At 62.7% G+C, this 22,265-nt stretch carries 18 protein-coding genes and 1 tRNA gene; 9 read left to right on the top strand and 10 right to left on the bottom strand.

Features of this window, described 5'->3' with window-relative positions; all coding sequences use genetic code 11:
- Nucleotides 1–8: 8 nt before the first annotated feature.
- Nucleotides 9–332 carry a heat shock protein HspQ gene (hspQ, locus tag A6B35_RS19215; protein ID WP_006199774.1) on the top strand — a complete coding sequence of 108 codons (324 nt, stop codon included), beginning with the start codon at nucleotides 9–11 and terminating at the stop codon, nucleotides 330–332.
- Between the two features lie 65 nt (nucleotides 333–397).
- Here the strand turns inward: hspQ and A6B35_RS19210 are convergent, their stop codons facing one another.
- The gene (locus A6B35_RS19210) at nucleotides 398–1,027 is read right to left on the bottom strand and encodes an invasion associated locus B family protein (RefSeq protein ID WP_006199773.1); all 630 of its coding nucleotides are present in this window, start codon (nucleotides 1,025–1,027) and stop codon (nucleotides 398–400) included.
- Between the two features lie 289 nt (nucleotides 1,028–1,316).
- Between A6B35_RS19210 and A6B35_RS19205 the strand changes: the two genes are divergently transcribed.
- Together A6B35_RS19205 and A6B35_RS19200 are read left to right on the top strand one after the other, a co-directional pair.
- Nucleotides 1,317–3,137 (top strand): extracellular solute-binding protein, encoded by a 1,821-nt coding sequence (locus A6B35_RS19205; protein WP_006199772.1) that lies wholly within the window; start codon nucleotides 1,317–1,319, stop codon nucleotides 3,135–3,137.
- 24 nt (nucleotides 3,138–3,161) lie between these two features.
- The gene (locus tag A6B35_RS19200; RefSeq protein ID WP_040581887.1) at nucleotides 3,162–3,842 is read left to right on the top strand and encodes a DsbA family oxidoreductase; all 681 of its coding nucleotides are present in this window, start codon (nucleotides 3,162–3,164) and stop codon (nucleotides 3,840–3,842) included.
- A gap of 62 nt (nucleotides 3,843–3,904) precedes the next feature.
- Here A6B35_RS19200 and A6B35_RS19195 read toward each other — a convergent pair whose 3' ends face one another.
- Complete coding sequence (locus A6B35_RS19195; RefSeq protein WP_040581880.1) at nucleotides 3,905–4,339, bottom strand: hypothetical protein; 435 nt, start codon at nucleotides 4,337–4,339, stop codon at nucleotides 3,905–3,907.
- Between the two features lie 582 nt (nucleotides 4,340–4,921).
- On the opposite strand from A6B35_RS19195, the gene A6B35_RS19190 reads away from it, so the two are divergent.
- Both A6B35_RS19190 and mgtE read left to right on the top strand, forming a co-directional pair.
- Entirely contained in the window at nucleotides 4,922–6,820 is a 1,899-nt protein-coding gene (locus A6B35_RS19190; RefSeq protein WP_006199769.1) for an ABC transporter ATP-binding protein/permease, read from the top strand.
- Between the two features lie 288 nt (nucleotides 6,821–7,108).
- Nucleotides 7,109–8,473 carry a magnesium transporter gene (gene mgtE / locus A6B35_RS19185; RefSeq protein ID WP_006199768.1) on the top strand — a complete coding sequence of 455 codons (1,365 nt, stop codon included), beginning with the start codon at nucleotides 7,109–7,111 and terminating at the stop codon, nucleotides 8,471–8,473.
- Between the two features lie 61 nt (nucleotides 8,474–8,534).
- On the opposite strand, the gene gor is transcribed toward mgtE, so the two are convergent.
- From gor to rpiA, 3 genes are all read right to left on the bottom strand, one after another.
- Nucleotides 8,535–9,926 carry a glutathione-disulfide reductase gene (gor, locus tag A6B35_RS19180; RefSeq protein WP_006199767.1) on the bottom strand — a complete coding sequence of 464 codons (1,392 nt, stop codon included), beginning with the start codon at nucleotides 9,924–9,926 and terminating at the stop codon, nucleotides 8,535–8,537.
- Between the two features lie 119 nt (nucleotides 9,927–10,045).
- Nucleotides 10,046–10,660: a DUF2059 domain-containing protein gene (locus A6B35_RS19175; protein ID WP_006199766.1), complete on the bottom strand. Its 615-nt coding sequence runs from the start codon at nucleotides 10,658–10,660 to the stop codon at nucleotides 10,046–10,048.
- Nucleotides 10,647–11,378, bottom strand: coding sequence for a ribose-5-phosphate isomerase RpiA (gene rpiA, locus A6B35_RS19170; RefSeq protein WP_006199765.1), 732 nt, complete (start codon nucleotides 11,376–11,378; stop codon nucleotides 10,647–10,649). Before rpiA ends, A6B35_RS19175 begins: the two co-directional genes overlap by 14 nt.
- A gap of 362 nt (nucleotides 11,379–11,740) precedes the next feature.
- On the opposite strand from rpiA, the gene A6B35_RS19165 reads away from it, so the two are divergent.
- Complete coding sequence (locus A6B35_RS19165; protein ID WP_006199764.1) at nucleotides 11,741–12,424, top strand: phosphoglycolate phosphatase; 684 nt, start codon at nucleotides 11,741–11,743, stop codon at nucleotides 12,422–12,424.
- 128 nt (nucleotides 12,425–12,552) lie between these two features.
- Nucleotides 12,553–12,627: transfer RNA gene (locus A6B35_RS19160), tRNA-Val, on the top strand.
- Between the two features lie 258 nt (nucleotides 12,628–12,885).
- Here the strand turns inward: A6B35_RS19160 and A6B35_RS19155 are convergent.
- A complete protein-coding gene (locus A6B35_RS19155) occupies nucleotides 12,886–13,080 on the bottom strand; it encodes a hypothetical protein (protein WP_006199763.1) in 195 nt (64 codons plus the stop codon).
- Nucleotides 13,081–13,174: 94 nt separating this feature from the next.
- Between A6B35_RS19155 and A6B35_RS19150 the strand changes: the two genes are divergently transcribed.
- Entirely contained in the window at nucleotides 13,175–14,677 is a 1,503-nt protein-coding gene (locus tag A6B35_RS19150; protein WP_006199762.1) for a winged helix-turn-helix domain-containing tetratricopeptide repeat protein, read from the top strand.
- Between the two features lie 126 nt (nucleotides 14,678–14,803).
- Here the strand turns inward: A6B35_RS19150 and A6B35_RS19145 are convergent, their stop codons facing one another.
- On the bottom strand, nucleotides 14,804–16,612 hold the full coding sequence (locus A6B35_RS19145) for a DNA/RNA non-specific endonuclease (protein WP_157999195.1): 1,809 nt from the start codon (nucleotides 16,610–16,612) through the stop codon (nucleotides 14,804–14,806).
- Between A6B35_RS19145 and A6B35_RS36245 the strand changes: the two genes are divergently transcribed.
- Nucleotides 16,577–17,434 carry a hypothetical protein gene (locus tag A6B35_RS36245; RefSeq protein WP_167361601.1) on the top strand — a complete coding sequence of 286 codons (858 nt, stop codon included), beginning with the start codon at nucleotides 16,577–16,579 and terminating at the stop codon, nucleotides 17,432–17,434. The genes A6B35_RS19145 and A6B35_RS36245 overlap by 36 nt on opposite strands.
- A 44-nt stretch (nucleotides 17,435–17,478) precedes the next feature.
- Here the strand turns inward: A6B35_RS36245 and A6B35_RS19140 are convergent, their stop codons facing one another.
- The 3 genes from A6B35_RS19140 to A6B35_RS19130 all read right to left on the bottom strand — a co-directional run bounded on the left by A6B35_RS19140 (nucleotide 17,479) and on the right by A6B35_RS19130 (nucleotide 22,204).
- Complete coding sequence (locus A6B35_RS19140) at nucleotides 17,479–18,729, bottom strand: hypothetical protein (RefSeq protein WP_139032252.1); 1,251 nt, start codon at nucleotides 18,727–18,729, stop codon at nucleotides 17,479–17,481.
- Between the two features lie 211 nt (nucleotides 18,730–18,940).
- Nucleotides 18,941–19,924 carry a trypsin-like peptidase domain-containing protein gene (locus A6B35_RS19135; RefSeq protein ID WP_006205238.1) on the bottom strand — a complete coding sequence of 328 codons (984 nt, stop codon included), beginning with the start codon at nucleotides 19,922–19,924 and terminating at the stop codon, nucleotides 18,941–18,943.
- 9 nt (nucleotides 19,925–19,933) lie between these two features.
- Nucleotides 19,934–22,204 (bottom strand): DNA/RNA non-specific endonuclease, encoded by a 2,271-nt coding sequence (locus tag A6B35_RS19130; protein WP_006205237.1) that lies wholly within the window; start codon nucleotides 22,202–22,204, stop codon nucleotides 19,934–19,936.
- Nucleotides 22,205–22,265 lie beyond the last annotated feature (61 nt).

Raw genomic sequence — 22,265 nt, 5'->3', positions numbered from 1 at the left:
TGAGTACGATGAAAACGGCCAAATTCTCGATCGGACAAGTGGTCCGCCACCGGCTGTTTCCGTTCCGCGGCGTGATCTTCGATGTCGATCCGCAATTCGCCAACACCGAGGAGTGGTACGAGGCGATCCCGGCCGACGTGCGGCCGCGCAAGGACCAGCCTTTCTACCATCTGCTGGCCGAAAACTCGGAGACGGAATACATCGCCTATGTGTCCGAGCAGAACCTGCTCGAGGACCAGTCGGGCGAACCGGTCCGGCATCCGCAGATCCGCGAGATGTTCGACAAACGGCCCGACGGCCGCTACCAGCCGAAACGTCAGTCGAGACACTGACGCGGGAGCAATAAAAAAGCGGGGCATGACCCCGCTTTTTCATGGTCCGGGATTTTTCCCGGCGATCAGTTGGCGGCTTTCGCCTTGTCCTGCTCTTCCTTGAGCTTCTTGGCGAAGTCCTGGTTGTTCTTGGCCACGAAATCCTGCAGCTTCTTCTGCCGGTCCTCGATGTCCGACTGCTGCAGCGGCGGGCCGTCATAGGCGCCGCTGAAGCCGGTCAGCGCAACCTTGATCGGGTTCGGCTGGTTCTGGAAGTTGACCGAGGTAAGCGTGATTGCCTGGCCCTTCTTGAACGACGAGACAAGCTGGTCGGTGAGCGGCACTTCGGCCACGCAACGGTCCGGGAAGCAGATCACGTAGTCGAGCTTCTGCGCCTTGCCGGTGTCGATCTGCAGGCCGATGCCCGGAGGCACCAGACGGCCGGTCGGAACCGTCACCTGGAACACCTTGCGGTTTACCTTGCCTTTCAGCTCGATCAGGCTGACGCCGGTGACCAGCTGGCCGTTGCCGGCGGTGACGATGTTCTGGACGTTGCAGATATCGACATCTTCCTGCTTGGTGCAGGCCTTGAACCAGCCCTGCGGAATCTGCTGTTGCTGCTGTGCCGAAGCAGCGGGAAGCTCAGCGCCCAGAAAGCCGACCACGCCCGCGGCCATGACCGAAAGGCGGTATGCGTTGCTGTTCAGGCTCTTCATATGGTGTACTTCCTCTCAATGATCCCGGAACCGGCCGCTTCGTGCCGCGTGGTCCAGCTACCTGTTGCCGAAATGAGGCAACAGCATGACTTCGGTGCGCGTGTTACACCGCCAGCGATGTCGAATCCAGCCCGTTCTCCGCGATTCTTGGTGCGAAGATGACACGGGCAGCCCCTGTGTCGGAGCGCTCGCCGCAGGCCGAACTCTTCTCCTGCAGAGCGATTCAATCCCTGCTTGAAATGCTCTAGGGTGCACAGCGAATCACAAAGCCGCCTGCAAGGAGACGGTCATGGGCCGCGTTCTCGTCTGGCTGATCGCCGCGATCTCGTTTCTGACCGTTTCGTTCCGGCCGGCCGCGTCGGAACCGAGGCATGCCATCGCCATGCAGGGCGAGCCTGCGCTGCCGGCCGACTATCAGCATTTCGACTACGTCAATCCCGATGCGCCGAAGGGCGGCAGCATCACCTATTGCGTCGTCGGCAGCTTCGACAATCTCAACCCGTTCATCCTGAAAAGCCTGCGCACCACGGCGCGCGGCATGATCGACACGATCTACGGCAACCTCGTCTTCGAGCCTTTGATGCAGCGCAATTATGATGAGGCCTTCAGCCTCTATGGTCTGCTCGCCGACAGCGCCGACATGGATCCGGAGCGCAAGTCGATCGAATTCCATCTCAACCCCAATGCAAAATGGTCCGACGGCCAGCCGGTGACGCCCGAGGATGTGCTGTTCACCTACGATGTTTTTACCGACAAGGGCCGGCCGCCCTACAGCGATCGCATGAGCCTGATCGCCAAGCTTGAAAAGACTGGCGACCACAGCGTGCGCTTTACCTTCAACGAGAAGGCCAATCGCGAGACGCCGTTGATCATCGCGCTGACGCCGATCATCCCGAAGCATGGCTTCGACAAGGAGATGTTCGACAGGACCACGCTGAAGCCGGTGATCGGCAGCGGACCGTATACGGTGGATAAGGTGCAGCCCGGCCAGCGCATCGTGTTCAAGCGCAATCCCGACTATTGGGGCAAGGATGTCCCCGCCAAGCGCGGCTTCGACAATTACGACCAGATCACGATTGAGTATTTCCTGAACGACAATGCCATGACGGAAGCGTTCAAGAAGGGCATCTGCGCTACCGACACCGAGACGGACCCGGTCAAGCGCGATCGCGACATGGACTTTCCGGCCTTTCGCAAGGGCGATGTGGTGGCCGAAACCTTCGACACCGGCATCCCGCCGGTGGTGACGGGCTTCCTGTTCAACACCAGGCTGCAGAAATTTTCCAATCCTGTCGTGCGGCGCGCGCTGGGCATGCTCTACGATTTCGAATGGGCCAACAAGAACCTGTTCGGCGGCAAATACAACCGCACCATGAGCTACTGGCAGAATTCCGAGCTTTCGGCGCTTAGCCATCCCGCCGACGACAGGGAGAAGGCGCTGCTGGCGCCCTACCCCGGCCGCGTGCCGGCCGATGTCATGGACGGCAGCTGGCGGCCGCCGGTCACCGACGGTTCTGGCCAGGACCGCAAGGAACTGAAGGCGGCATTCGACCTGCTGAAGGCCGCGGGCTACAGCGTCAAGGACGGGACCATGCTCGATCCCGAGGGAAAACCCTTCGGTTTCGAGATCATGACTTCATCGCAAGATGAAGAACGCCTCGCCGCGATCTACCAGCGCACGCTGGAGAAGATCGGCATCGACGTCACCATCCGCAGCCTCGACGGCGACCAGATCCAGTCGCGCAAGCAGCGCTTCGATTTCGAGGTGCTGATCGGCTCGAGCGGCTTCAACAACTCGCTGTCGCCGGGCATCGAGCAGATCGGGCGCTGGGGCTCTGCCGCCGCCAAGGCGGAAGGCTCGTTCAACCTTGCCGGGGTCGCCGATCCGGCCGTGGATGCGGCGATCGATGCGATGCTGAGGGCGCGTTCGAAGGAAGACTATGTCGCGGCGGTGCGCGTTCTCGACCGGCTGCTGATCTCCGGCAACTACATGGTGCCGATGCAGCACAACGACCAGCAGTGGATTGCCTACTGGAATTACCTGGAACATCCGCAAAAGACGCCCATATTCGGTTATCAACTGCCGACCTGGTGGCGCAAGGCGAACTGAGATCCTTGCAGACAGGAGATGAAGATGAGCGACGGGAACTCGATCACGGTCGACGTTGTGTCCGATGTCGTCTGCCCGTGGTGCTTCATCGGCCAGAAGCGTCTCGACAAGGCGATCGCTGCCGCCGGCGACATTGACGTCACTGTGCGCTGGCGGCCATTCCAGCTCGACCCGACCATCCCGCCCGAAGGCAAGGATCGCCGCGAATACATGCTGGCCAAATTCGGCAGCGAGCAACGTATCCGCGAGATCCATGCCCGCATCGAGCCTCTCGGCGAAGCGGAAGGGATCAGATTCGCCTTCGGTGCCATCAAGGTGGCGCCCAATACGCTCGACGCCCACCGCGTCATCCGCTGGGCAGGTGCTGCCGGCGATGCCGTGCAGAACCGGCTGGTGCGCCGGCTATTCCAGTTGAATTTCGAGGAAGGGGCCAACATCGGCGACCATGGCGTGCTGTTCGAAGCCGCGCGCGAAGCCGGCATGGACGCCTCGGTGGTCGAAACGCTGCTGCCGACCGACGCCGATGTCGAGGCGGTGCGCACCGAAATCGTAACTGCTTCGCGCATGGGCATCACCGGCGTGCCGTGCTTCCTGCTCGAAGGCAAATATGCGGTGATGGGCGCACAGGACGCCGAGACGATTGCCGACGCCATCCGCCAGGTCGCAGCGGCCAAGGCGCGGGGCGAGTTGGAAACGGCGAGCTAAAGTAATTGTTTTTGCGCGTGTCGTTTATCCCAAAACCGCTGCACACTTTTGGGCGACACGCTCTACTTAACCGTCACCTTGGCCTTGCTGACGAAGAAACCATGGCCATTGCTGCTGCCGCAGGTAAGCCCCTTGGTCGATGACTGGCAGGAGAACGGTCCCTTCTTCCAGCTGTTCCCGTAGGCCAGCTTGGCGACGTCGCTGCAGCAGCCCTGCTCGCCGGGGTTCTTGATCTGCGTCGCCGGTCCCTTCGGCCCAAGAATGACGGTGACGTAACTCGGCTCGACGCGCGAGCAGCTCAGTTCCGGCCCGCCGTCCTGCGGCTGGTAGGTGCTGGTGCCGCCCTTCGGCGTGTAGATGCAACCGATATTGCCCGATGGCGTGTTGAACTCGATCTGACCTTCGGCGCTCGCAGGAATGGTCTGGCTACCCGCATGCGCCAGAGGCATCCAGGCGAAGACCGCCAGCATCGTGACTGAAAATCTACGTACAGACATGGAAGACCCCCTAAGCCAATGTGCGGACCAAGTTCGATCCGCACGGCTGCATTGTCAAACGCGGCTTGCCGTGCATCCGGGAAGGCGCGACCTGCCCGCGCCCTAAAACGCTTCGTGCAAGACGAATCGATGCAGGCTCGGCCGCCCGCGAGTCATCACGAGAGTACTGCTGGAGTGGTCGAGAATAGCCGATTGGGGGACCTGCCAGTCAGTCCTTCGTAGGAAAATCGGCCGCTCGGCAACGCGAAAAGGTTCACAAAATCGTGTGAAAAGCTTCCCTAAGGGAAGGTAAAAGCGGCCGCCGCCATGGCTGCTCAACCTATTGGAATAACTACCAATAATCCGGTTTTTGTGCGTTGCGTCCGCAACTCGACCTGTTGCTCCATGGCAACGTTGCGTGCGCGTGTTCACAGAGGGCGGGAGAAAATTAATAGAAAATGATCAATTGGTGTTACTATCCGTAACAAAACTAAAAAAGGTTTGGGCGGGATCGTGATTCGGGTCGGCAGACCACGACGTACAGTACCGGCAGAACTACCCAGCGAGACCGCAAGGCCCTCGCCCCTGACGCCGGTGTCGTCGATGCGTACCTTCTGGGGGCTGATGCGAGCCTACTGGTTCTCGGATCGCTGGAAGGAAGCCTGGACACTCACCCTCGTCATCGCATTGCTCACGGCGCTGTCCAGCAAATCGGGCGTGTGGTTCGCCGAAGCATCGGGTGAACTGGTCAATTCCATCGCTTTTTTCCACGATGCCGCAAATACCGCACCGCTGAAGTCGCTGCTGACCAACGCCGGCATCCTGGTCCTGTTGGTCATCCTCAAGGATGCGGGCTTTACCGGCATCCGCAGCCTCGTTTCGGCGACGCTGCATCGCAAATGGCGCGGCTGGCTGGACAGCCGCTTCAACGAAGCGCTGCTCGACACCAATCACACGCATTTCCACGCCCAGCATGGTTCGTCCGGCAACGCGGCTCCCGACAACATCGACCAGCGCATCCAGGAATCGATCAAGGACATGACCGGCGGAGCCATCGGCCTCGCCATGGGCGTCCTGGCTGTTGCCACGTCACTCTATTTCGTCGGCCAGAAGCTGCTTGAGACCTCGGTGGAAGTGAGAGGACTGGAGTTCCTCGGCAGCTACGGCAGCGCGATCCTGGCCTTCCTGGCCGTCGCCACCTATGTGCCGCTGAACACCTGGATCGCGGTCAAGCTGGGCAGATTGCTGGAACGTCTCAACGTCAGGATGCAGCAGTCCGAGGGCAGCTATCGCGGCGAACTGACGACCTTCCTGCGCCGCAGTTTCCATGTCGCCGCCTCGCAGGGCGAGAATGTGCAGAAGTCGATGCACAGCCGGCTCTATGTCGATATCGACCGCACCTGGGCGCGACTGAACATCGTCAACACCAGCTACAATTCGTTCGAGCTGATCTATAATTTCATAGGTGCCCGCATTGTCGCCTATGGGCCGGGCCTTGTTCCGTTCATCCACAACGGCTTCGATCTCAAGGGCTACATTACCGGCTCCGAAATGGTCAATTCGCTGATCAGCCAGTGTTCGTGGTTCATCCATGTCATGCCCAATATCGCGACATTGCGGGCCAACAGCCAGCGTGTGACCGAATTGGCGAACGCCATCGAGAACGTCCAGCAGCCGCAGGAGTTCTACAGCCAGACCGGCCGTTCCGACTTCCGCTACGATCGCCAGAACCCGGTTTTCGGCCTGACCATCCAGAAGCTCGAACTGGCGCACCAGGGCGAGGACGCGACACCATTCCTGAGCGCGGCGAACCTGCGCTTCCGGCGTGGCGAATGGACCTTCCTCAAAGGCGAATCGGGCTGCGGCAAGACCTCGCTGATCAAGGCGATCAACGGCCTGTGGCCCTATGGCCGCGGCACCATCGTCTTCCCGGAAGGGATCAGGAATTTCTATGCCGCCCAGGAGGTCAAGCTGCAGCAGGTCACGCTGAAGCAGCTGGTCTGCCTGCCCGGCTCCGAGCAAGATCATGGCGATGCGCAGGTCGCATCGGCGTTGCACAAGGCCGGCCTTGGCGACTTCATCGAGCACATGGCAGATGAAAGCCGCGAAGGGAAGAACTGGGACCAGGTTCTTTCAGGTGGCCAGAAGCAGAAGCTGGTGGTCGCCCGCATCATCCTGCAGCAGCCTGGGCTGCTGTTCCTCGACGAAGCGACCGGCGCCCTTGATCCCGAAGGCAAGATCGCCTTCCACCAGGCGATCAAGGACAATTGCCCTGACGTCACGGTGATCAGCGTCATGCACGAGGCCACGCCACCGCGCTCGCTGTCCGGCGCCGAGTTCTATCACAGCGTGGTGGCGATCTCGGATGGCGTCGCGACCAAGAAGCCGCTGGCTCCAAGCCTGCCGCGCGAGCTCACCACCATCCTCGCACAGCCAAGGCCGGTCCCAAGGCCGGTCGAGGACAAATGGCTGCGCTTCCCGCGCCGGCTGAAGCAGAAATAGCCGCGCCGCCGCGCCTCTTGCTTGTCGTTTAGACCAGTCGCGCTGACGCCGCCTCGCGCGGCGATCACAGTCTCGCGATCTCGCCTCTCCGGCGTCGTTTTTGCCCTTTCCCGCGATTGACTCGGCAGGACGCGCTCCTATGTTGCGCCGGCTCGCAGAATTCCAACCTGAACCCGCGAGCAGAAAGGTCACCGCGCCATGCCTGGCGACAGTAGTCGAACGCAACCGCCGTCCGCCTAGACGTGACCTGACCGGTTCACGTCCTGCCGGACGGCAAGGAGTGAACCCATGAACGAACTTTCCCCCGTAGCGGGCGACGAGGCCGTCGCCATCGCCCGTATCGTTGCCAACGATCACGTCGCCGACGTCGTCGAGGCGCTCAACCACGAGCCTCGCGAAACGGCGATCGAGCTGCTTTGCGAAGTGCCCTTCGAGCGGCTGGTCGAGATCTTCGACCAGCCGGAACTCGACGGCGCATCCGAGCTTGTCGAGGCGCTGCCACGCGCCAAGGCCGGCAAGCTGCTCACCGCCATGTCGGTCGACCGCGCCGCCGACATCCTGCGCGAGCTGGAGGAGCCGGCCCGTTCCGAGCTGCTCGCCGAACTCGCGCCGCCGCTGCGCGCCACGCTGCTTGCCATCCTCGGCTATCCCGAAGGCAGTGCGGCGTCGCTGATGACGACGGAGTTCGTCAGCGTGCCCTCGGATTGGACAGTGGGCCGCACGCTGGATTACATCCGCAAGGTCGAGCGGACGCGCGAGACCATCTACGCGATCTACATCGTCGATCCCGAGACGCATGTCCTGGTGCGCTCGACGGGCCTGCGCCGGCTGATCGGCGGCGAGCCGGACGATCTGGTGATGGATGTCGCGCTGGATCGCGTGCCGGTGACGGTCTCGCCGCTCACCGACAGCGAGAAGGTGGCGCAGCTGATCTCCAAATACGATTTGCTCGCCGTCCCGGTCGTGGACCACGGCAAGATCCTCGGCATCGTCACCATCGACGACATCATCGACACGATGGTCGAGGGGACGACCGAGGACGTGCATCGTTTCGGCGGCATGGAGGCTCTCGACGAGCCCTACATGAAGATGAGCTTTCTCGCCATGATCCAGAAGCGTGCAGGCTGGCTCTGCGCGCTGTTCATCAGCGAGATGCTGACCGCCAATGCGATGCAGAGCTACGAAGGCGAGCTGGAAAAGGCAATCGTGCTCACGCTGTTCATCCCGTTGATCATGAGCTCCGGCGGCAACTCCGGCTCGCAGGCGACCTCGCTGGTCATCCGCGCACTGGCGCTGCGCGAGATCGGCCTTGGCGACTGGTGGCGGGTGGCCTTGCGCGAACTGCCGACCGGGCTTGTGCTCGGATCGATCCTCGGCGTCGTCGGCGTCTGCCGCATCACGCTGTGGCAGTATTTCGGCTTCTACGATTACGGCCCGCACTGGGAGCTGATCGCGGCGACCGTCGGCGCGGCGCTGGTCGGCATCGTCACCTTCGGCTCGCTGTCGGGATCGATGCTGCCATTCGCGCTGAAACGCATCGGCTTCGACCCCGCCAGCGCCTCGGCACCGTTCGTCGCCACGCTGGTCGACGTCACCGGCCTGGTCATCTACTTCTCGGTGGCGCTGGTCATCCTGCGCGGCACGCTGCTGTAGCAACGTCGAGCACACTCATCGCGGCATCTTGTTGCCGCGATGAGTTCTGTAGCGACAGGCGTCAATCGATGCGCTGGCCGTCCTTCACGCGGTAGGTCGGCTTGTACATGGTGACCAGCTCCTCCGCCGCCGTTGGATGCACGGCCATGGTGCGGTCGAAGTCGTCCTTGGTGAGCCCGGCCTTCAGCGGGATGCCGAGGAGCTGCGCCATCTCGCCGGCGTCAGGTCCGAGGATGTGGGCGCCGAGCACCCTCTTCGAAGCGCCGTCGACCACCAGCTTCATCAGCATCTTCTCGTCGCGGCCGGACAGCGTGTGGCGCATCGAGCGGAATGAGGCACGGTAGATTTCGATGTCGGCAAAGCGCTTGACCGCTTCGTCTTCCGCCAGGCCGACGGTGCCGATCTCGGGCTGCGAGAACACCGCCGTCGGTATGGTGTCGTGGTCGGGCGCTGTCGGATTGCCCTTGAAGGAGGTCTCGATGAAACACATCGCCTCGTGGATCGCCACCGGGGTCAATTGCACGCGGTTGGTGACGTCGCCGATCGCCCAGATGTTGTCGATGTTGGTGCGGGAGTATTGGTCGACAACGATGGCGCCGGTTTGGCCGAGCTCGATGCCGACGCCTTCCAGCCCCATGTTCTCGGTGTTGGGGATACGGCCGAGGGCGAGCATGACCTGGTCGACCGTCAGCACCTTGCCGCCGGTGACCAAAGCGTCCAGCCGCCCGTCCGGCCGTTTGCGGACCCATTCCGACACGGCGTGACAGAGGATTTTTATGCCCTTCTTCTCCATGGTTTCGTGCAACGTGCGCCGCAGGTCCATGTCGAAGCGCGACAGGATCTCCTTGCCGCGATAGACCAGCGTGGTGTCGACGCCGAGCCCATGGAAGATGTTGGCGAATTCGACGGCGATATAGCCGCCGCCCTCGATCATGATCGCCTTCGGCAGTTTCTTGAGGTCGAAGGCTTCGTTGGAGAAGATGCAATGCTCGTGACCGGGGAGCGCCGGATGTGACGCCGGGCGGCCGCCGGTGGCGATCAGGATCTGGTCGGCGGTGACGGTGCGATCCTCGCCGAGAAGATGCACCACATGCGGGTCGACCAGCATGGCGCGCGAATGGAAGGTCTCGCCGCCGGCGCCTTTCACGTTCTTCTCGTAGATGGCCTCCAGCCGGGCGATCTCGCGATCCTTGTTGGCGACCAGGGTCGGCCAGTCGAAGCTCGCCTCGGGCACCGTCCAGCCATAGCCGGCGGCATCTGCAAAATGCTCGGGAAATTGCGAGGCATAGACGTAGAGCTTCTTCGGCACGCAGCCGCGGATGACGCAGGTGCCGCCATAGCGGTATTCCTCGGCGATGCCGACCCGCTTGCCAAGCGCGGCCGCGACGCGCGCCGCCCTCACCCCGCCGGAGCCGCCGCCGATGACGAAAAGATCGTAGTCGTAGCCGGCCATGCGCAGATCCTTGCATTCAAAAATGTCTGAGACAGGTATGCCGCCAACCACCAAAAGAAAAGCCCGGACAAAGCCGGGCTTTCTGGTCCAGCGGCCATCCGGCCGCCTGGAAAGGCAAATCAGTTCTGCGTGTTGTCGGCGGGCGCGTCGCCATCGGCCGGAGCAGCGCCGTCGGCGGGAGCCGCGGGGGCCGTGGCATCTGCGGGAGCAGCGGGCGCTGCCGGTGCATTGGCCTTCGCCGCCGCGGCCAGTGTCTCGCCGACCTGCTGGGCGAGATCGCGGGCAAGACCGTTCTGCCAGATGTCGGCGGCCTTCACCAGGTCACGCGTCACGGTCGGGCCGCTGTCGAGCAGCTTCTTGCCCGAGTCGGAGCTGTAGAAAGCGGCGATTTCGTTGAGTTCCTTCTCGGAGAAGACCTTGGCATAGGCAAGGGCTGCTTCCTTCTCGAGGTCGGCGCGGCGCGCGGCCAATGCCACCGCCTTGTCGGTGACGGTCTTGCCGATCAGTTCCTGCATGTCCGGGTTCTTCTGGATCAGCTGCTGTTCCAGGGCGGCGGCGGCCTGCGGCAGGATGTTGTCGAACGGGTCGGTTGCGTGGATCGCGACGACGGCAGCGCGCGCTGCCTTCAGGTGCGATTCGGTCACGTCCTGCGCGAAGACAGGCGAAGAAAACGCGAAGACGGCCGAAGCCACCAGAATGGCCGAAAGGCTGCGAACCCGGTTATGCAACATCATGGTCGGTAGAACTCCCTGGTTTTCGGGCGGCATGGACGGTTTGGATGCCGTCGCCGCCGGCGATGATGGCCGCTGATGCCAGCCCGATGAAAAGACCGTGCTCGACGACGCCCGGTATGGCGTGGAGAGCATTCGAAAGCGCTCTTGTATCCGGAATGCGGCCAAAAGATGCATCGAGGATAAAATGGCCGCCGTCTGTAACAAAAGGCTGGCCCCCCGTCATCCTCAATGTAATGGGGCCGGAAAGACCGAGACTTTTGGCCGCTGCGCGAACCGCGATTTCGGTCGCCCGCAGGCCGAATTGATTGACCTCGATCGGCAGCGGGAAACGGCCGAGGGTCTCGACCATTTTCGAACGGTCGGCAATGACGATCATGCGCCCGGATGCCGCCGCGACGATCTTCTCGCGCAGCAGCGCGCCGCCGCCGCCCTTGATCAGGGTCAGCGCCGGGTCGACCTCGTCGGCGCCGTCGATGGTGAGGTCGAGTTCAGGCGTTTCCTCGAGGGTCGACAGTGGCACGCCGAGCTCATGGCAGAGTGACGCGGTGCGCTCCGACGTCGGCACGCCGACGATGGTGAGGCCGGTGGCGACCTTTTCGGCGAGCAGCCGCACGAACTCCTCGGCGGTCGAGCCGGTGCCGATGCCGAGCCGCATGCCTTCGCTCACATGGGCAAGGGCTGCCCGCGCGGCCTCGACCTTCAATTGCCTCGCATCCATGCTCTGTCCGTCCGTTTTCGCTGGTTCGGGCGCTCCTAACATTTTTGCCAGTCTGGTCAAAGCCCTTGGCAGCGGCGGTGCGCCCGGCGACGCGCAGGGAGCGATGCGTGGGCAGCCTGCATAGGAATATCTTCCTGAAACTCGTTGACACGGTGACGGCAGCTATGCTAGATATTTGTCCATGGTGCTGATTTGCGCCAATGACCCGCCGCCGTGGCGGGTTTTTCATTTCTGGCGGCTCGCCGGGAAATCCGGTGGGTCTGCTTGCCTCGACTGCTTGCCAGCCCGCTTGCCCAGCCCGCTTGCCTTGACGCGCCGTAGCCGCTATCGCCTGCCGGCATGCAATCGCCACAGGACAGGCCATGACCAGACCGATCATCGTGTTCGACCTCGACGGGACGCTGGTCGACACGGCGCCGGATCTGCTCGACAGCCTCAACCACAGTCTCGCCGCCAGCGAACTGGCGGCCGTCGATGAGGCCGGCTTCAAGCGCTACGTCGGCCATGGCGGCCGGGTGATGATCGAACGCGCCCACGCAGCACAGCGGCGATCGCTGGCTGTGGAGGAGCATGACCGGTTGCTGAAACTGTTCCTCGACCACTACACTGACAACATCCCCGGCAAGTCGCGCCCCTACCCCGGCGTCGTCGAGGCGATCGCCCGCTTCGAGAAGGCCGGCTATCTGCTTGCCGTATGCACCAACAAATACGAGGCGAATTCGGTGGCGCTGATCGAGGCGCTCGGCCTGGCGAAGCACTTTTCTGCGATCGCCGGCCAGGACACGTTTGCCTTCCGCAAGCCCGATCCGCGCCATCTCACCGAAACCATCAGGCTGGCCGGCGGCGACCCGCACGGGGCGCTGATGGTCGGTGATTCGCAGACCGACATCGACACCGCCAAGGCTGCCGGCATTCCGGTGGTGGCCGTCGATTTCGGCTATACCGAACGCCATGTGCGCGAATTCGAGCCGTCGGCGGTGATCTCGCATTTCGATGCGCTGACGCTCGATCTGGCGGAACGGCTGATTGCCGCGGCCGAGGGCTGAGCGAAACGGTCGATTGCGCGGCTGCGTCTGCCCTCGTCTATTTCAGGCGTAGAAGGCGGGCGCATCGCCTTGACTTCAACGGCCTGCCTCCCTTATATCGCGGCTCGCTTGGCCTTCGGGCAACGAGCGGGCGATTAGCTCAGCGGGAGAGCACACCCTTCACACGGGTGGGGTCGCAGGTTCAATCCCTGCATCGCCCACCAAAATTCTTTCGTATAAACGATTGGTCATACGGTCAAAACGGTCGCGTCGAATTGATCACGATTTGCCGTGTCGCCATGCAGCCCGCTGAATGGATGATGGTCGGCCGCATTTAGCCGTAATTGAGTGACTGCTGCTGTGGCTGTAAATTCACTAGCGCGGGACCTCCCGCAGTGGCCGGTGCAAGCTTTAAGTCCGGCACCCGCCGTCGACTGCGGATGTACCAGCGACGGCGGGAGCAGCGGCGCCGAACGACTCCCTTACTCTTCCCGGAAATCCTGCAGCGAGGCGTGGCGCAAGTCGTCCTCGCCGCGCAGATGCTTCACAGTCGCGACGAGCCGTTCCCTGACTTCCCGGTTGGCATTGATGAAGGCCGAGCCGACATAGCGCCCTGTGCCGCGCTCTGCCGGCAGCGCGAACGCTGGCTTGCCTGCTTCGAAGCGATTTTTGGCCACTTCGGCCGGTCAGGCACAGGCCTCGAAAGCGACCCGGGGATCTAAGCGGTGGCGAAACTGTTCCGAAAACCTCCGAAACGTCTAGTATGCCCACATGCAGGGGACTCGCATCGCTTTTGGTCCGTTCGTACTCGATCCCGACATCGGGACGCTCCTGAAAGAGCAGATCCCGATCGCTGTTGGGCATCGTGGGCTGACGCTGCTTGCTGCGCTTACGGCACGGCCCGGTGAGATCCTGACCAAGGCCGAGCTGATGGACGCTGCCTGGCCGGGCACCGCCGTTGAGGAAGGCAACCTTACCGTCCAAATCGCGACACTAAGAAAGGCACTCGGTCCGGCTGACAACGGCGGCGAGTGGATCGCCACGGTGCCTCGCGTCGGCTACCGCTTCACCGGGATTGTAGAGCCGGCGGCGAGCGCTTCCCGCAGACCGATGCCACCGTCCGGCAAGCCGTCTATTGCGGTGCTGCCTTTTGCCAACTTGAGCGGCGATCAGGACCAGCAGTATCTCAGCGACGGCATAACCGAGGACATAATTACGGAGCTGGCCAGGTTCCGCTCCCTCCTCGTCATCGCGCGCAATTCATCTTTTCAGTTTCGCCATCCGGCACTGGACATTGCCGAAGTCCATCGCAAACTCGGAGTTCGCTACCTCGTCGAAGGCAGCATACGAAAGCTCGGTGATCGCATTCGGATCACCACACAGTTGATTGACGCCGCCACCGGCACCCACCTGTGGGCGCAACGGTACGACCGGGCCCTCGACGACATCTTCGCATTGCAAGACGAGGTTGCGGCTCTTATCGCCTCGATGGTCGAAGGCCAAGCGGAGGCCGATTCGGCAAGCCGGACCAGGCGCAAGCCTCCGGCCGATTGGGATGCATACGACTACTACCTGCAGGGGCGCGCGCACTTCTACCGGTATGAACTGGACGAGTCCGAGCCCCTATTCGTTCGGTGTGTGGAGCTCGATTCGACGTTCGCTCAAGGCCACGCCTTCCTCGCGCAGGCCCTCGTCGGCAGATTTTGGTACGACAACGATCCGCGGACGCTACAGAAGGCCTGGGACTCGGCACGAACGGCGCTCGCTCTCGACAGGAGCGATGGCGTCTGTCACCAGAGCATGGGGCTGGTGCTTACGCACATGCGCCAGCACAGCGATGCGGGAGTGCATTTCGAGCGAGCGCGCTCGTTGAACCCGCTAGACGTGAACATAGCGGGGGACTACGCAAGCTGGCTCAACTACGGCGGACGGGCCGAGACGGCGCTGGACGTGCTCGAAACTGCGCTCCTGCGCGACCCGTTACCTCCGACATGGTTCTGGGAGGTGAAGGGCAGCTCCCTTTTCCTGCTTGGAAGGTACTCGGAGGCCGTCGGTTCGTATCAGAAGGCCGGCGACCACTTCTTTATTCATGCCTTCCTCGCAGCGTCGTACGCACATTTGGGCGAGACGGAGAAGGCGCGCGCTGAAGTCGAGAAAGCGCTGGCTAGGAAACACGGCCTGACTGTCCGGCTGATTTCAGGTCTCCCGTTCGCCGACCAAGTCGCCCTAGAGCTTTTCATGTCAGGCTTCAGAAAGGCCGGTTTTCCCGCGTGAACGCACCTTCGGGAGGCTGCGTTCCAGATCGCTCGGGCGACCAAGTTTGCGAAATCGCTGGGTGGGCAAGTGCAACCTGGACCGCCAAATCGCTGTAGCAGCGATGCAGTGCGACCTTAGCCGCCGCTACACACTGACCCAGATCTCCAGAGTGTTGATACCGATTCGTGCCGCTCGGGCGATCGCCGGCTGACCGGCGGCAGTGAGGTCGGCGGCCAGAAGTTCCGCGGCGCGGCGGTCGGTGTTGCTATCGGAATTGTAGCGAACCTCGTTCATGCCGGCGGCAGCGCTTGTCCGTTCCTCGCCCGGCTTCGGGATGCCCCAGCCCAAGGCGCGCATTTTGGCGGAGAGCGCCTCGGCGTCCTCGCGCGCCATCCCTGCAAACTGGACGTAGACCGTCTGCGTGCTGGGCTGGATACGCAGCCGGTCCTTCAAAGCGATGAGCGCGTCGCGATCCTGATCGTCGATGATCGTTTGGCCGTCGGCCACCGACAGGAAGAGATCGGCAATCGCTCGGCGTGCGTCGGCGAACAAGGGCAGCCAGTCCGGGCGCTCCCACAATTCAGGCGGAACCCCGAGCAAAGCTTCAAGCACGTTAAGGCGCCCCGCAGGGGTGAGCCCGGTCATGCTTCGGAGACCGGCCATCTCGACAAGCGCCGCGACGATCTTGCGCCGTTCGGGCACCGGGAGGTTAGGATTGCCGAGGACGGCAATCAGTTCAGCGCGCAGCACATCGTTTGCGCCGTCAAGCAGCTTGACGCGCCCCGCCAGTTCATCGGCCGCCGTTCCATTCGAGCCGGGATGCTTCACGGAATCCGTCCATTCGATGAGATAGCCAAAATTCAGGCCCGTGCGTTTTTCGAGCTCGGCAACCGGGAGCCGATACTGCTCCGGGTTGAACTCGCCCGTTGCGTCGCCTGGAATGAGGAACGCATCGACGACGAATTCCGGCTCGCTCACCTCTCCCTTCACGGCGGCCGGCACGGAAGATACTGCGAGCTTCCAATAGGCATAGGGGACCGGCACGCCGTCGACCGGCCGGTCGGCGGGACGGAAGGTTGGGCCGCTGAAGATGGTCACCCGGTTGGCCAGCGGGTTGTGCTGCGTGCGCACCCAGTTTTCGAGTGGCGCCCACTTATTGCCGTAGAAAGCGCGCGGCTGCGGCATCGTGTTGGGCAGGACATAGGCATACTGGGCCAGTTTGAGCGCCGCCGTTGCCGGATCGCCGGCGAACTCGGGGCCCCAGGCGATGTCGCTGGCATTCGCCAATTGCGCCGGCAGCCAGAGCCGGTCCGGGCTAAGGTACCAGCTGCGATCCGGCTGTGCGTCGCGCGGCAGGCGGACATCATACCTCAGTCTGCCGCCGGTGGCCTGCAGGGTCATCCTTTGCGATCGGGCGAGGTTAACCGCTGAATAAATGGCCATGCGGTGACTTCGGCCCATGACCAGCGAGTAATTGATGTAGTCCAGCGGTCGCGCCGAGGCGTCGCTCGCCAGATCGCCGGTTAGCCTGGGCAAGGCGATCCTGGCCTCGATAAAATCGACCTTGTATCCCGTAAGAATGTTGGGCTGTTTGTCGGTAAGTTTGCCGAGCAGCGGTTCAACTGCGGTCTGCAACAGCGCCGGCAACTGGGCGAGCGCGACCTCGCCGCTTTTGACCTGGCCGGCCAGCTCGACAAGCACCGACTGCCGCAGGTCCGGCGTCAAGTCGTCCAGGGACATGCCGCCCGAGCGGAGCTGTTTGACGATAGACACGATTGCGGATTGCAAGGTGGCTTGGGTGGCCTGCTGCGCGCGTTGCGTATTCGCGGCGTCCTCCGCCTTCTTCAGGGCAACTCTAAGCGCATCCTCGACCTGCGCGCGTGCATTTTTCTCCCTTTCAACGGCGACGGTAAGGTCTTGGTTGAGCGCCGCGATCTGACGCGCCGTCGCCACGGCCTGTTCGCGCGCGGCAAAAGCGTCATTCCTCTGGGTAACAGCGAAATAGGCCGCCGCGGCGAGGATTCCGGCCAGGGTGGCGAACATCGCGATCAATATGTTCTTGCTGCGGTCGCGCTGCTTCTGGCTGTCCGTCTCCGCCTTGATGCTCTCCTCGACGAACTCGGCAATGTCGGGGCCTTGCGGAAGTTCCGACGCCTCCTTCAATGCGTCGCCGCGCAGGAGATAGCCGGGATAGCCGGTGTTTTTCCATTGCCGGGCCTGCGCGGCAACGCGGATGCGAAAGCGCTCGGTCAGTTCGTCCGAGCTCAGCTCATCATCGGATGCGAAGCCGTCGCCGGATCCCGCACTGTCTTCGGTTGCGACGTCTTCGGTTGTGACGGCGGCCGATCCGGGAACGGCGATGGCGACCGATCCCGGATCGGTGATTTCGCGCGATGCGGATTCGTAGTCGACCGCGACGGCGACCGGGTCGGCAGTTTCGAGGCCGCCTGCGAAAGCCGCAAGACGTGTCGGGCTGATATCGGCGGAGGTGATGCCGGGCCGCGTGACCAGCTCGGCCGACCAATAGTCAAGGATGCGCTGCGCCGCGCGACGGTCGGACTCCCGCGCAATGGTGCGGCCGGCACGCCTCGCTTTGGCGAGGAATCCACGGATGGTTTGCGCATCAGGGACTGCGTTGTCGGTATTGGCATCCGTCGTCTCGGAACTCGCCTGATCGCTGCGCCTCATCGTGGGATCGACGGCTTCGTTGCTGCTGGCGATCCGCATCAGTTCGAGATGCGCGATCCGGATGTCGCTCAACGAGTCAAAATCTGAATCAGCCGAGGCTGCGGTTTCGACGCCTGTCGCGGGTTCCTCGATCATGGCCCGAGCTCCTCAATGATCTTGTGCAACGGCGTGCTGACGCGAACGATCGAGGCACATTCGGTTTTCAGCGCCAGGTCGACCTGGACGAAGCGCTGCTGGGCCTCGTCCCGGTAGGCTTCGAAGGCAAGGATGAAGGCTGTATCGACGGTTTCGCGCGACAGTTGGTCGTTGACGTCGGTGGAGTAGGCAGCGAGCGTGGTCCGCCACGCTCCATTGGGGTCGAGATCGGCAAGAACACGAGCCTTCGTTTCCAGATTTCGCCACAGCGGCGAAAACTGGAAAGGCAGCGACTTGTCCGCCGCGGCCCCTTGCGCGCTTTCCACCGGCTCGATCATGTCGGCGAGGCTGGCCAGTTTGTTGTCGACGTCCTGCCAGAGCTTGTGCTCGACGACGCGCGCATAGATGGTCGAGGACAGCACCATGATCGCGTCATGTGCGGCCTTTATCGGGGGAACGGCCGGATCGTCGGTCGGAAGTTTGCCGGCTATCGTGTCGAGGCCGGTGGCCAAAAGTCCGAAAGGCAGGTTCTTTGCGGTGACGAAAATCTGCTGGTTGAGCCGCGAGGGCACGACGCGCAGCACGGTACGCACGTCGAACAGGGCATCGTAGGCGTCAGGGGATTTGTTGACGATTGCGCCCTGCAGTTTCGTTGCCGCCTGCCCGAGGTCGTCGAGCCACGCCTGCTCGATATCGCGAAGCGCGGGTCCCGCGGGCAAGACTGCGACCTTCTCGCCGGTCGAGGCACAGAAGAGCCTCAACTGGTTGAGGAATTTGCGCAGGACGCGGACCTGCTCCAGGGACGTGCCCATGTCGCGAGCGGCGATCAGGAGGGTCTGGAAGCTGCCGATGCCATATTGAAAGCTCTGCAGGCCGTCGTGCAGATTCTTGTAGGTCGCAAGGACGTCGATCTGGCCGGTGACGGTGGCGAGCCCGGTGCCGGCGGCGAGCGCCGCCTGAATGTCCTTGGGTTGCTGGTTGACGGCGTTGAAGCCTGCGAGCGCCGTGCTGACCCGATCGTCGGTCGTCAGGCCAGGCAATTCAGGCGTCGGTTTTTCGCCCTTGGCGAGTTCGTCCAGATAGGCCTTGCACAGGGCCTCGCACTGCGGATTTTGCACCACGATCGTATCTATGAGCGCCTGCGACAGTTTGTTGGTCAACGCATAGTCGAGGATGTTGAACCAGACTGTAAGTGCGGCTCCCTGGAGGTTGATCGCGCCCGCGATGATCCCAGCCTGCTTGGTCACCTGCAGCCAATCGGGAGGCAATGGGTAAAGATCAGCCAGTTGAAGCCTGAGGTCGAAATAGGCGCGGATCGAAGAAAACTCCCTGGTTTTTCGGGCATGGCTTTAAAAAACGCGTCGCGTCTGAAAAGACCACGCGATGCATGTCATTGTCTCAAACCGATGCGCATCTCGATACAGCCCGGGATGCGCTATCGGTCTGCGTGCACCACTGCTACGCGGGCTTGGTCGCCAGCCCCTGGATGACGCTGTCGATCGCGATGCCTTCGTTGCGATAATATGTGCTCTTGGTAGCCGCGTTGGGCTCGGTGAGCCAGCCGCCGCTGTGGTGCAGCGCGATCAGGTTCCAGTCAGTGTCGAAGACGGGCGAGCCCGACGAGCCGGGCAGCGTGTCGGTGAGATACTGAACGCGACCGGCGCCGACGAAGGCCACGACATTGGCGACGAATGAAATCTGCTTTTGCGCGCCGCCGGGATGCTGGATGATGTTGACATGGTCGCCGACCTTGACGGCGACAGGTTTCAGTTCCAGTTCGCCCCATTTCGAGGCGTCGCCCTTGATGCGAACGGCCGACCAGTCATCGTCCTTGGAGGTGCGAAAGAATGCGTCGGTGTCGAGGCCGAACTCCTCCAACGGCGCGTCGAGCCCGGCAACGGTCCGCTGATAGTTGAACTGGGCGACAGAAGTCGCCGCGGAAGCTGCGTCGGGCAGCACGTGGTTGTTGGTGATCAGGACCCCGCCGGCGGTCATGAAGCCGGTGCCGGAACTGCCATCGGCACGCTTGATGCGCACCACCGATTTCGCCCGGACAAGGCCGAGTTCAAGATAGCTGATCGGCACCAGCGTGCTCTTGTCGCCGAGGATTTTTTCGAGCTGGCCTTTCGACGTCGCGCCGCCCCAATTGGCAGTGGCAGGCCCTTCGACCGGCGGCGGCGGAGCGTGCTGCTTTGCCTGCAGCAAGGCCTCATCGCCAGGATTCTCATCAAGCGCAAAGGCCACGAGAGCCTCGACCCTGGTTTCCTGTTTTGCACGCTGCACAATCGCAAACCAGTTGTTGATCGCCTTGTTGTCAAAGGCGATCTGCGCCGTCGACAGCCCAACCCCTTTGGCCACGCGCATGCCGTCGCCGATCATCGGGTAGAGATTGGCGAGGATCCGGTTGAGGCTGTTCAGTTCTGGTTGCGTCCACTCGGTCATTGGACGCCCCTACCCCTTCTTCTGTCGCTTGCGTGACCCGGCCCGCATTGCGATTTCCGTGCCGCGCACCGTGTCATACTGGTCGGCGTCAACAAGCGATTGGTCGAAGCTGACGCCGGTCATCTCGGAAATTTCGGCCAGCGGGTACATGGCACCGATGAATTCTTCGGAGACCGTAAATTCGAGCTCCGTGTCGGTGAGATCCTGTTCGAGCACAAAGCCATAGCTGGCGAGCCCGTCACTGACGCGGGCAACGACGACCTTCCAGAAGCGGCGCGGCACGGGCGCGCGAAGACTGGTACCCTTGGGACCCTTGCCGGCGAATATGCGGTCGTCATCGGCGAGAACCGGGCCGGCAAAGACGCAAAGCCGCTCGCTTGCCGCCTCGGACAGGACGTGGTTCTCGAGATCGCCCCAGTTCCTCTCGCCCCTGTCGGAGCGGTTGTAGCCTTCGACCTGTGGCGAGCAGTTGGTGACGTGGAAGGAGTGGACATTGCCTTTGAGCAGAAGCTCGAAGGTCTTGCCCCACGCCACGTCGTCGCGTCTGACGATGTGGCCCTTGTCGAAGGCGCCCTGATCCTGGGTATAGAAGACCTCGGGGATCTGGTATTTGTCGTCAAGCCGCAGATCCGGGAACCAGCGCTCGTTGAACAGGCCGGCGCGAGAATAGTTGCGGCCCTTTTCCGGTTCGCGCAGCTGGCTCTCCTCGGTAATGTTGGAGGCGGTAAACAGGGCCAGCCGCCGCTTGGCGTGCATCTTGAGCGAAAAATTCTGGTAGTCGAGCTGCGTGCCGCCGGCCTTGAGCGGCGCCAGCACGGACTGGTCAGCAGCGTCTGGCATCGGCACGACGACCGGCGCGAGCTTGGTGCCGCTCGAGAGGAACTTCTCGTCATAGCCGTCAAAGCCGTCGTAGTCGGCGATCGATTTGGGAACGAACGCGCCGCCAGGAGCGGGCGGTTTGGCGGCTTCGAGTTCGACCGACTCGGAGACCGCTTCGTGGGCAGGAGCGCCGCCGAGCGAGACGGTGATGCGCAACGGCACTTCGAAAGTGACGCTGCCGCCGGGCGAAACGACGACGCCCCCGCCCCCGGATGGCGGCGCCTGGGTAACGACGCCCGGAATCTGCTTTACCCCGCCGGCATCGACCAGGTTTACCTCTTCGGCTGGCGTCGCGCTGTCGGCCTTGTTCCACCAGGCGCCCCAATCGTTGGGGCCGCCGCTGGCGGTGCCGGCAAAATTGAGGCCGAGGTCGACGACGCGCTGGTCCTTGGCAAGCGCCCCGGTGGGCACGGCGTAGTTGCGCTCGAGATAGCGGCCGGCGAAATGCAGTCCAACAACTTCGCCCGTGGCGAGATTGATCAGAGCCGAGCCGGAGTTGCCGCCCAGCGTCGAGCAGTCATGTGTCGCCGCGTTGACGATCTTGCCGAAACTGTCGGTGTCGAAGGCGCCCTGCAGCATGCCTGGCTGCAGGCGCTTGACCTGGAAGCGGTTGCGCATGATGTCGCTTTGGACATCGTCCGGGTTGCGGTTGTCGAACGCCGGATAACCGATGGCGACAATCTCCTGGCGCAGCAGATCGCGCGCGTCGGCGACGGCGAGCGACAGCGGCGTAACGGTGTCGGGCAGGCCTTCGACTTCGAGGACCGCCATGTCCCAATAGGGATGGATCATCCGGACATCGAGGATCTTGAAGATTTGTCCTGCCGCCGAGTCGCGCTTGAAGTCGATGCCGGCGGCGCGGCCGTTGATGAACTGCACATTGCGGTCACCGAGCCCCTCGGCAAAGATTTGCGCGACATGACGGTTGGTCATCAGCAGGTTGCGCCCGACGACGAAGCCGGTGCCGCCATAAGGGATGTTGGTGTTCCACAACAGTTCGATGCGCCCGATCGCCGGCAGTGCGGACACGATCCGCTGCTTCAATGCAGCCTCGCTGGTCAGCTTGGTCCACAGCGAATGGCCAGGTGTGGCTCGACCGTCGAAGCTTGTCGTGGTGAAGCTGCCGTCCTTGATGTCATAGACCGGCCGCAGCTCCGGGATGATAATGGCTTCCAGATCGGAAAGTTGCTCGGGCGCGACTTCAGCCCCTCGGGCGAGATTCTCCATGCCGGCGCGCGCCGATTCAAACGCCGCTTCCGACGCGCCGCCATCCGATGGCGCAAGCGATTCCAGGCCGCCCCCGGCCATTGTCTCCATGTTGGCGAGGACCGATTCAGTCCCCTCGCCGCCTGTGACAAGGTCGAGATATTGACGGATACGCTGCTCTCTGCTCATCGGCATGGTCGCCCCTCCCAAAAAAGGTACTACCAAAGTAAAAAACTGTATTTTAGACTGACGTAAC

It is taken from the genome of Mesorhizobium amorphae CCNWGS0123, assembly GCF_001686985.1.
Classification (GTDB): Bacteria; Pseudomonadota; Alphaproteobacteria; order Rhizobiales; family Rhizobiaceae; genus Mesorhizobium; species Mesorhizobium amorphae.
This window is presented reverse-complemented; position numbering and strand designations above follow the sequence as displayed.

What these genes read in the sequence shown, in the direction of transcription:
- rpiA (WP_006199765.1), bottom strand. Translation starts at nt 11,378, where the DNA reads ATGGATGCGAGGCAATTGAAGGTCGAGGCCGCGCGGGCAGCCCTTGCC.
- A6B35_RS19130 (WP_006205237.1), bottom strand. Translation starts at nt 22,204, where the DNA reads ATGCCGATGAGCAGAGAGCAGCGTATCCGTCAATATCTCGACCTTGTC.
- A6B35_RS19195 (WP_040581880.1), bottom strand. Translation starts at nt 4,339, where the DNA reads ATGTCTGTACGTAGATTTTCAGTCACGATGCTGGCGGTCTTCGCCTGG.
- gor (WP_006199767.1), bottom strand. Translation starts at nt 9,926, where the DNA reads ATGGCCGGCTACGACTACGATCTTTTCGTCATCGGCGGCGGCTCCGGC.
- A6B35_RS19190 (WP_006199769.1), top strand. Translation starts at nt 4,922, where the DNA reads ATGCGTACCTTCTGGGGGCTGATGCGAGCCTACTGGTTCTCGGATCGC.
- A6B35_RS19135 (WP_006205238.1), bottom strand. Translation starts at nt 19,924, where the DNA reads ATGACCGAGTGGACGCAACCAGAACTGAACAGCCTCAACCGGATCCTC.
- A6B35_RS19150 (WP_006199762.1), top strand. Translation starts at nt 13,175, where the DNA reads ATGCAGGGGACTCGCATCGCTTTTGGTCCGTTCGTACTCGATCCCGAC.
- A6B35_RS19165 (WP_006199764.1), top strand. Translation starts at nt 11,741, where the DNA reads ATGACCAGACCGATCATCGTGTTCGACCTCGACGGGACGCTGGTCGAC.
- hspQ (WP_006199774.1), top strand. Translation starts at nt 9, where the DNA reads ATGAAAACGGCCAAATTCTCGATCGGACAAGTGGTCCGCCACCGGCTG.
- mgtE (WP_006199768.1), top strand. Translation starts at nt 7,109, where the DNA reads ATGAACGAACTTTCCCCCGTAGCGGGCGACGAGGCCGTCGCCATCGCC.
- A6B35_RS19210 (WP_006199773.1), bottom strand. Translation starts at nt 1,027, where the DNA reads ATGAAGAGCCTGAACAGCAACGCATACCGCCTTTCGGTCATGGCCGCG.
- A6B35_RS19205 (WP_006199772.1), top strand. Translation starts at nt 1,317, where the DNA reads ATGGGCCGCGTTCTCGTCTGGCTGATCGCCGCGATCTCGTTTCTGACC.
- A6B35_RS19175 (WP_006199766.1), bottom strand. Translation starts at nt 10,660, where the DNA reads ATGATGTTGCATAACCGGGTTCGCAGCCTTTCGGCCATTCTGGTGGCT.
- A6B35_RS19200 (WP_040581887.1), top strand. Translation starts at nt 3,162, where the DNA reads ATGAGCGACGGGAACTCGATCACGGTCGACGTTGTGTCCGATGTCGTC.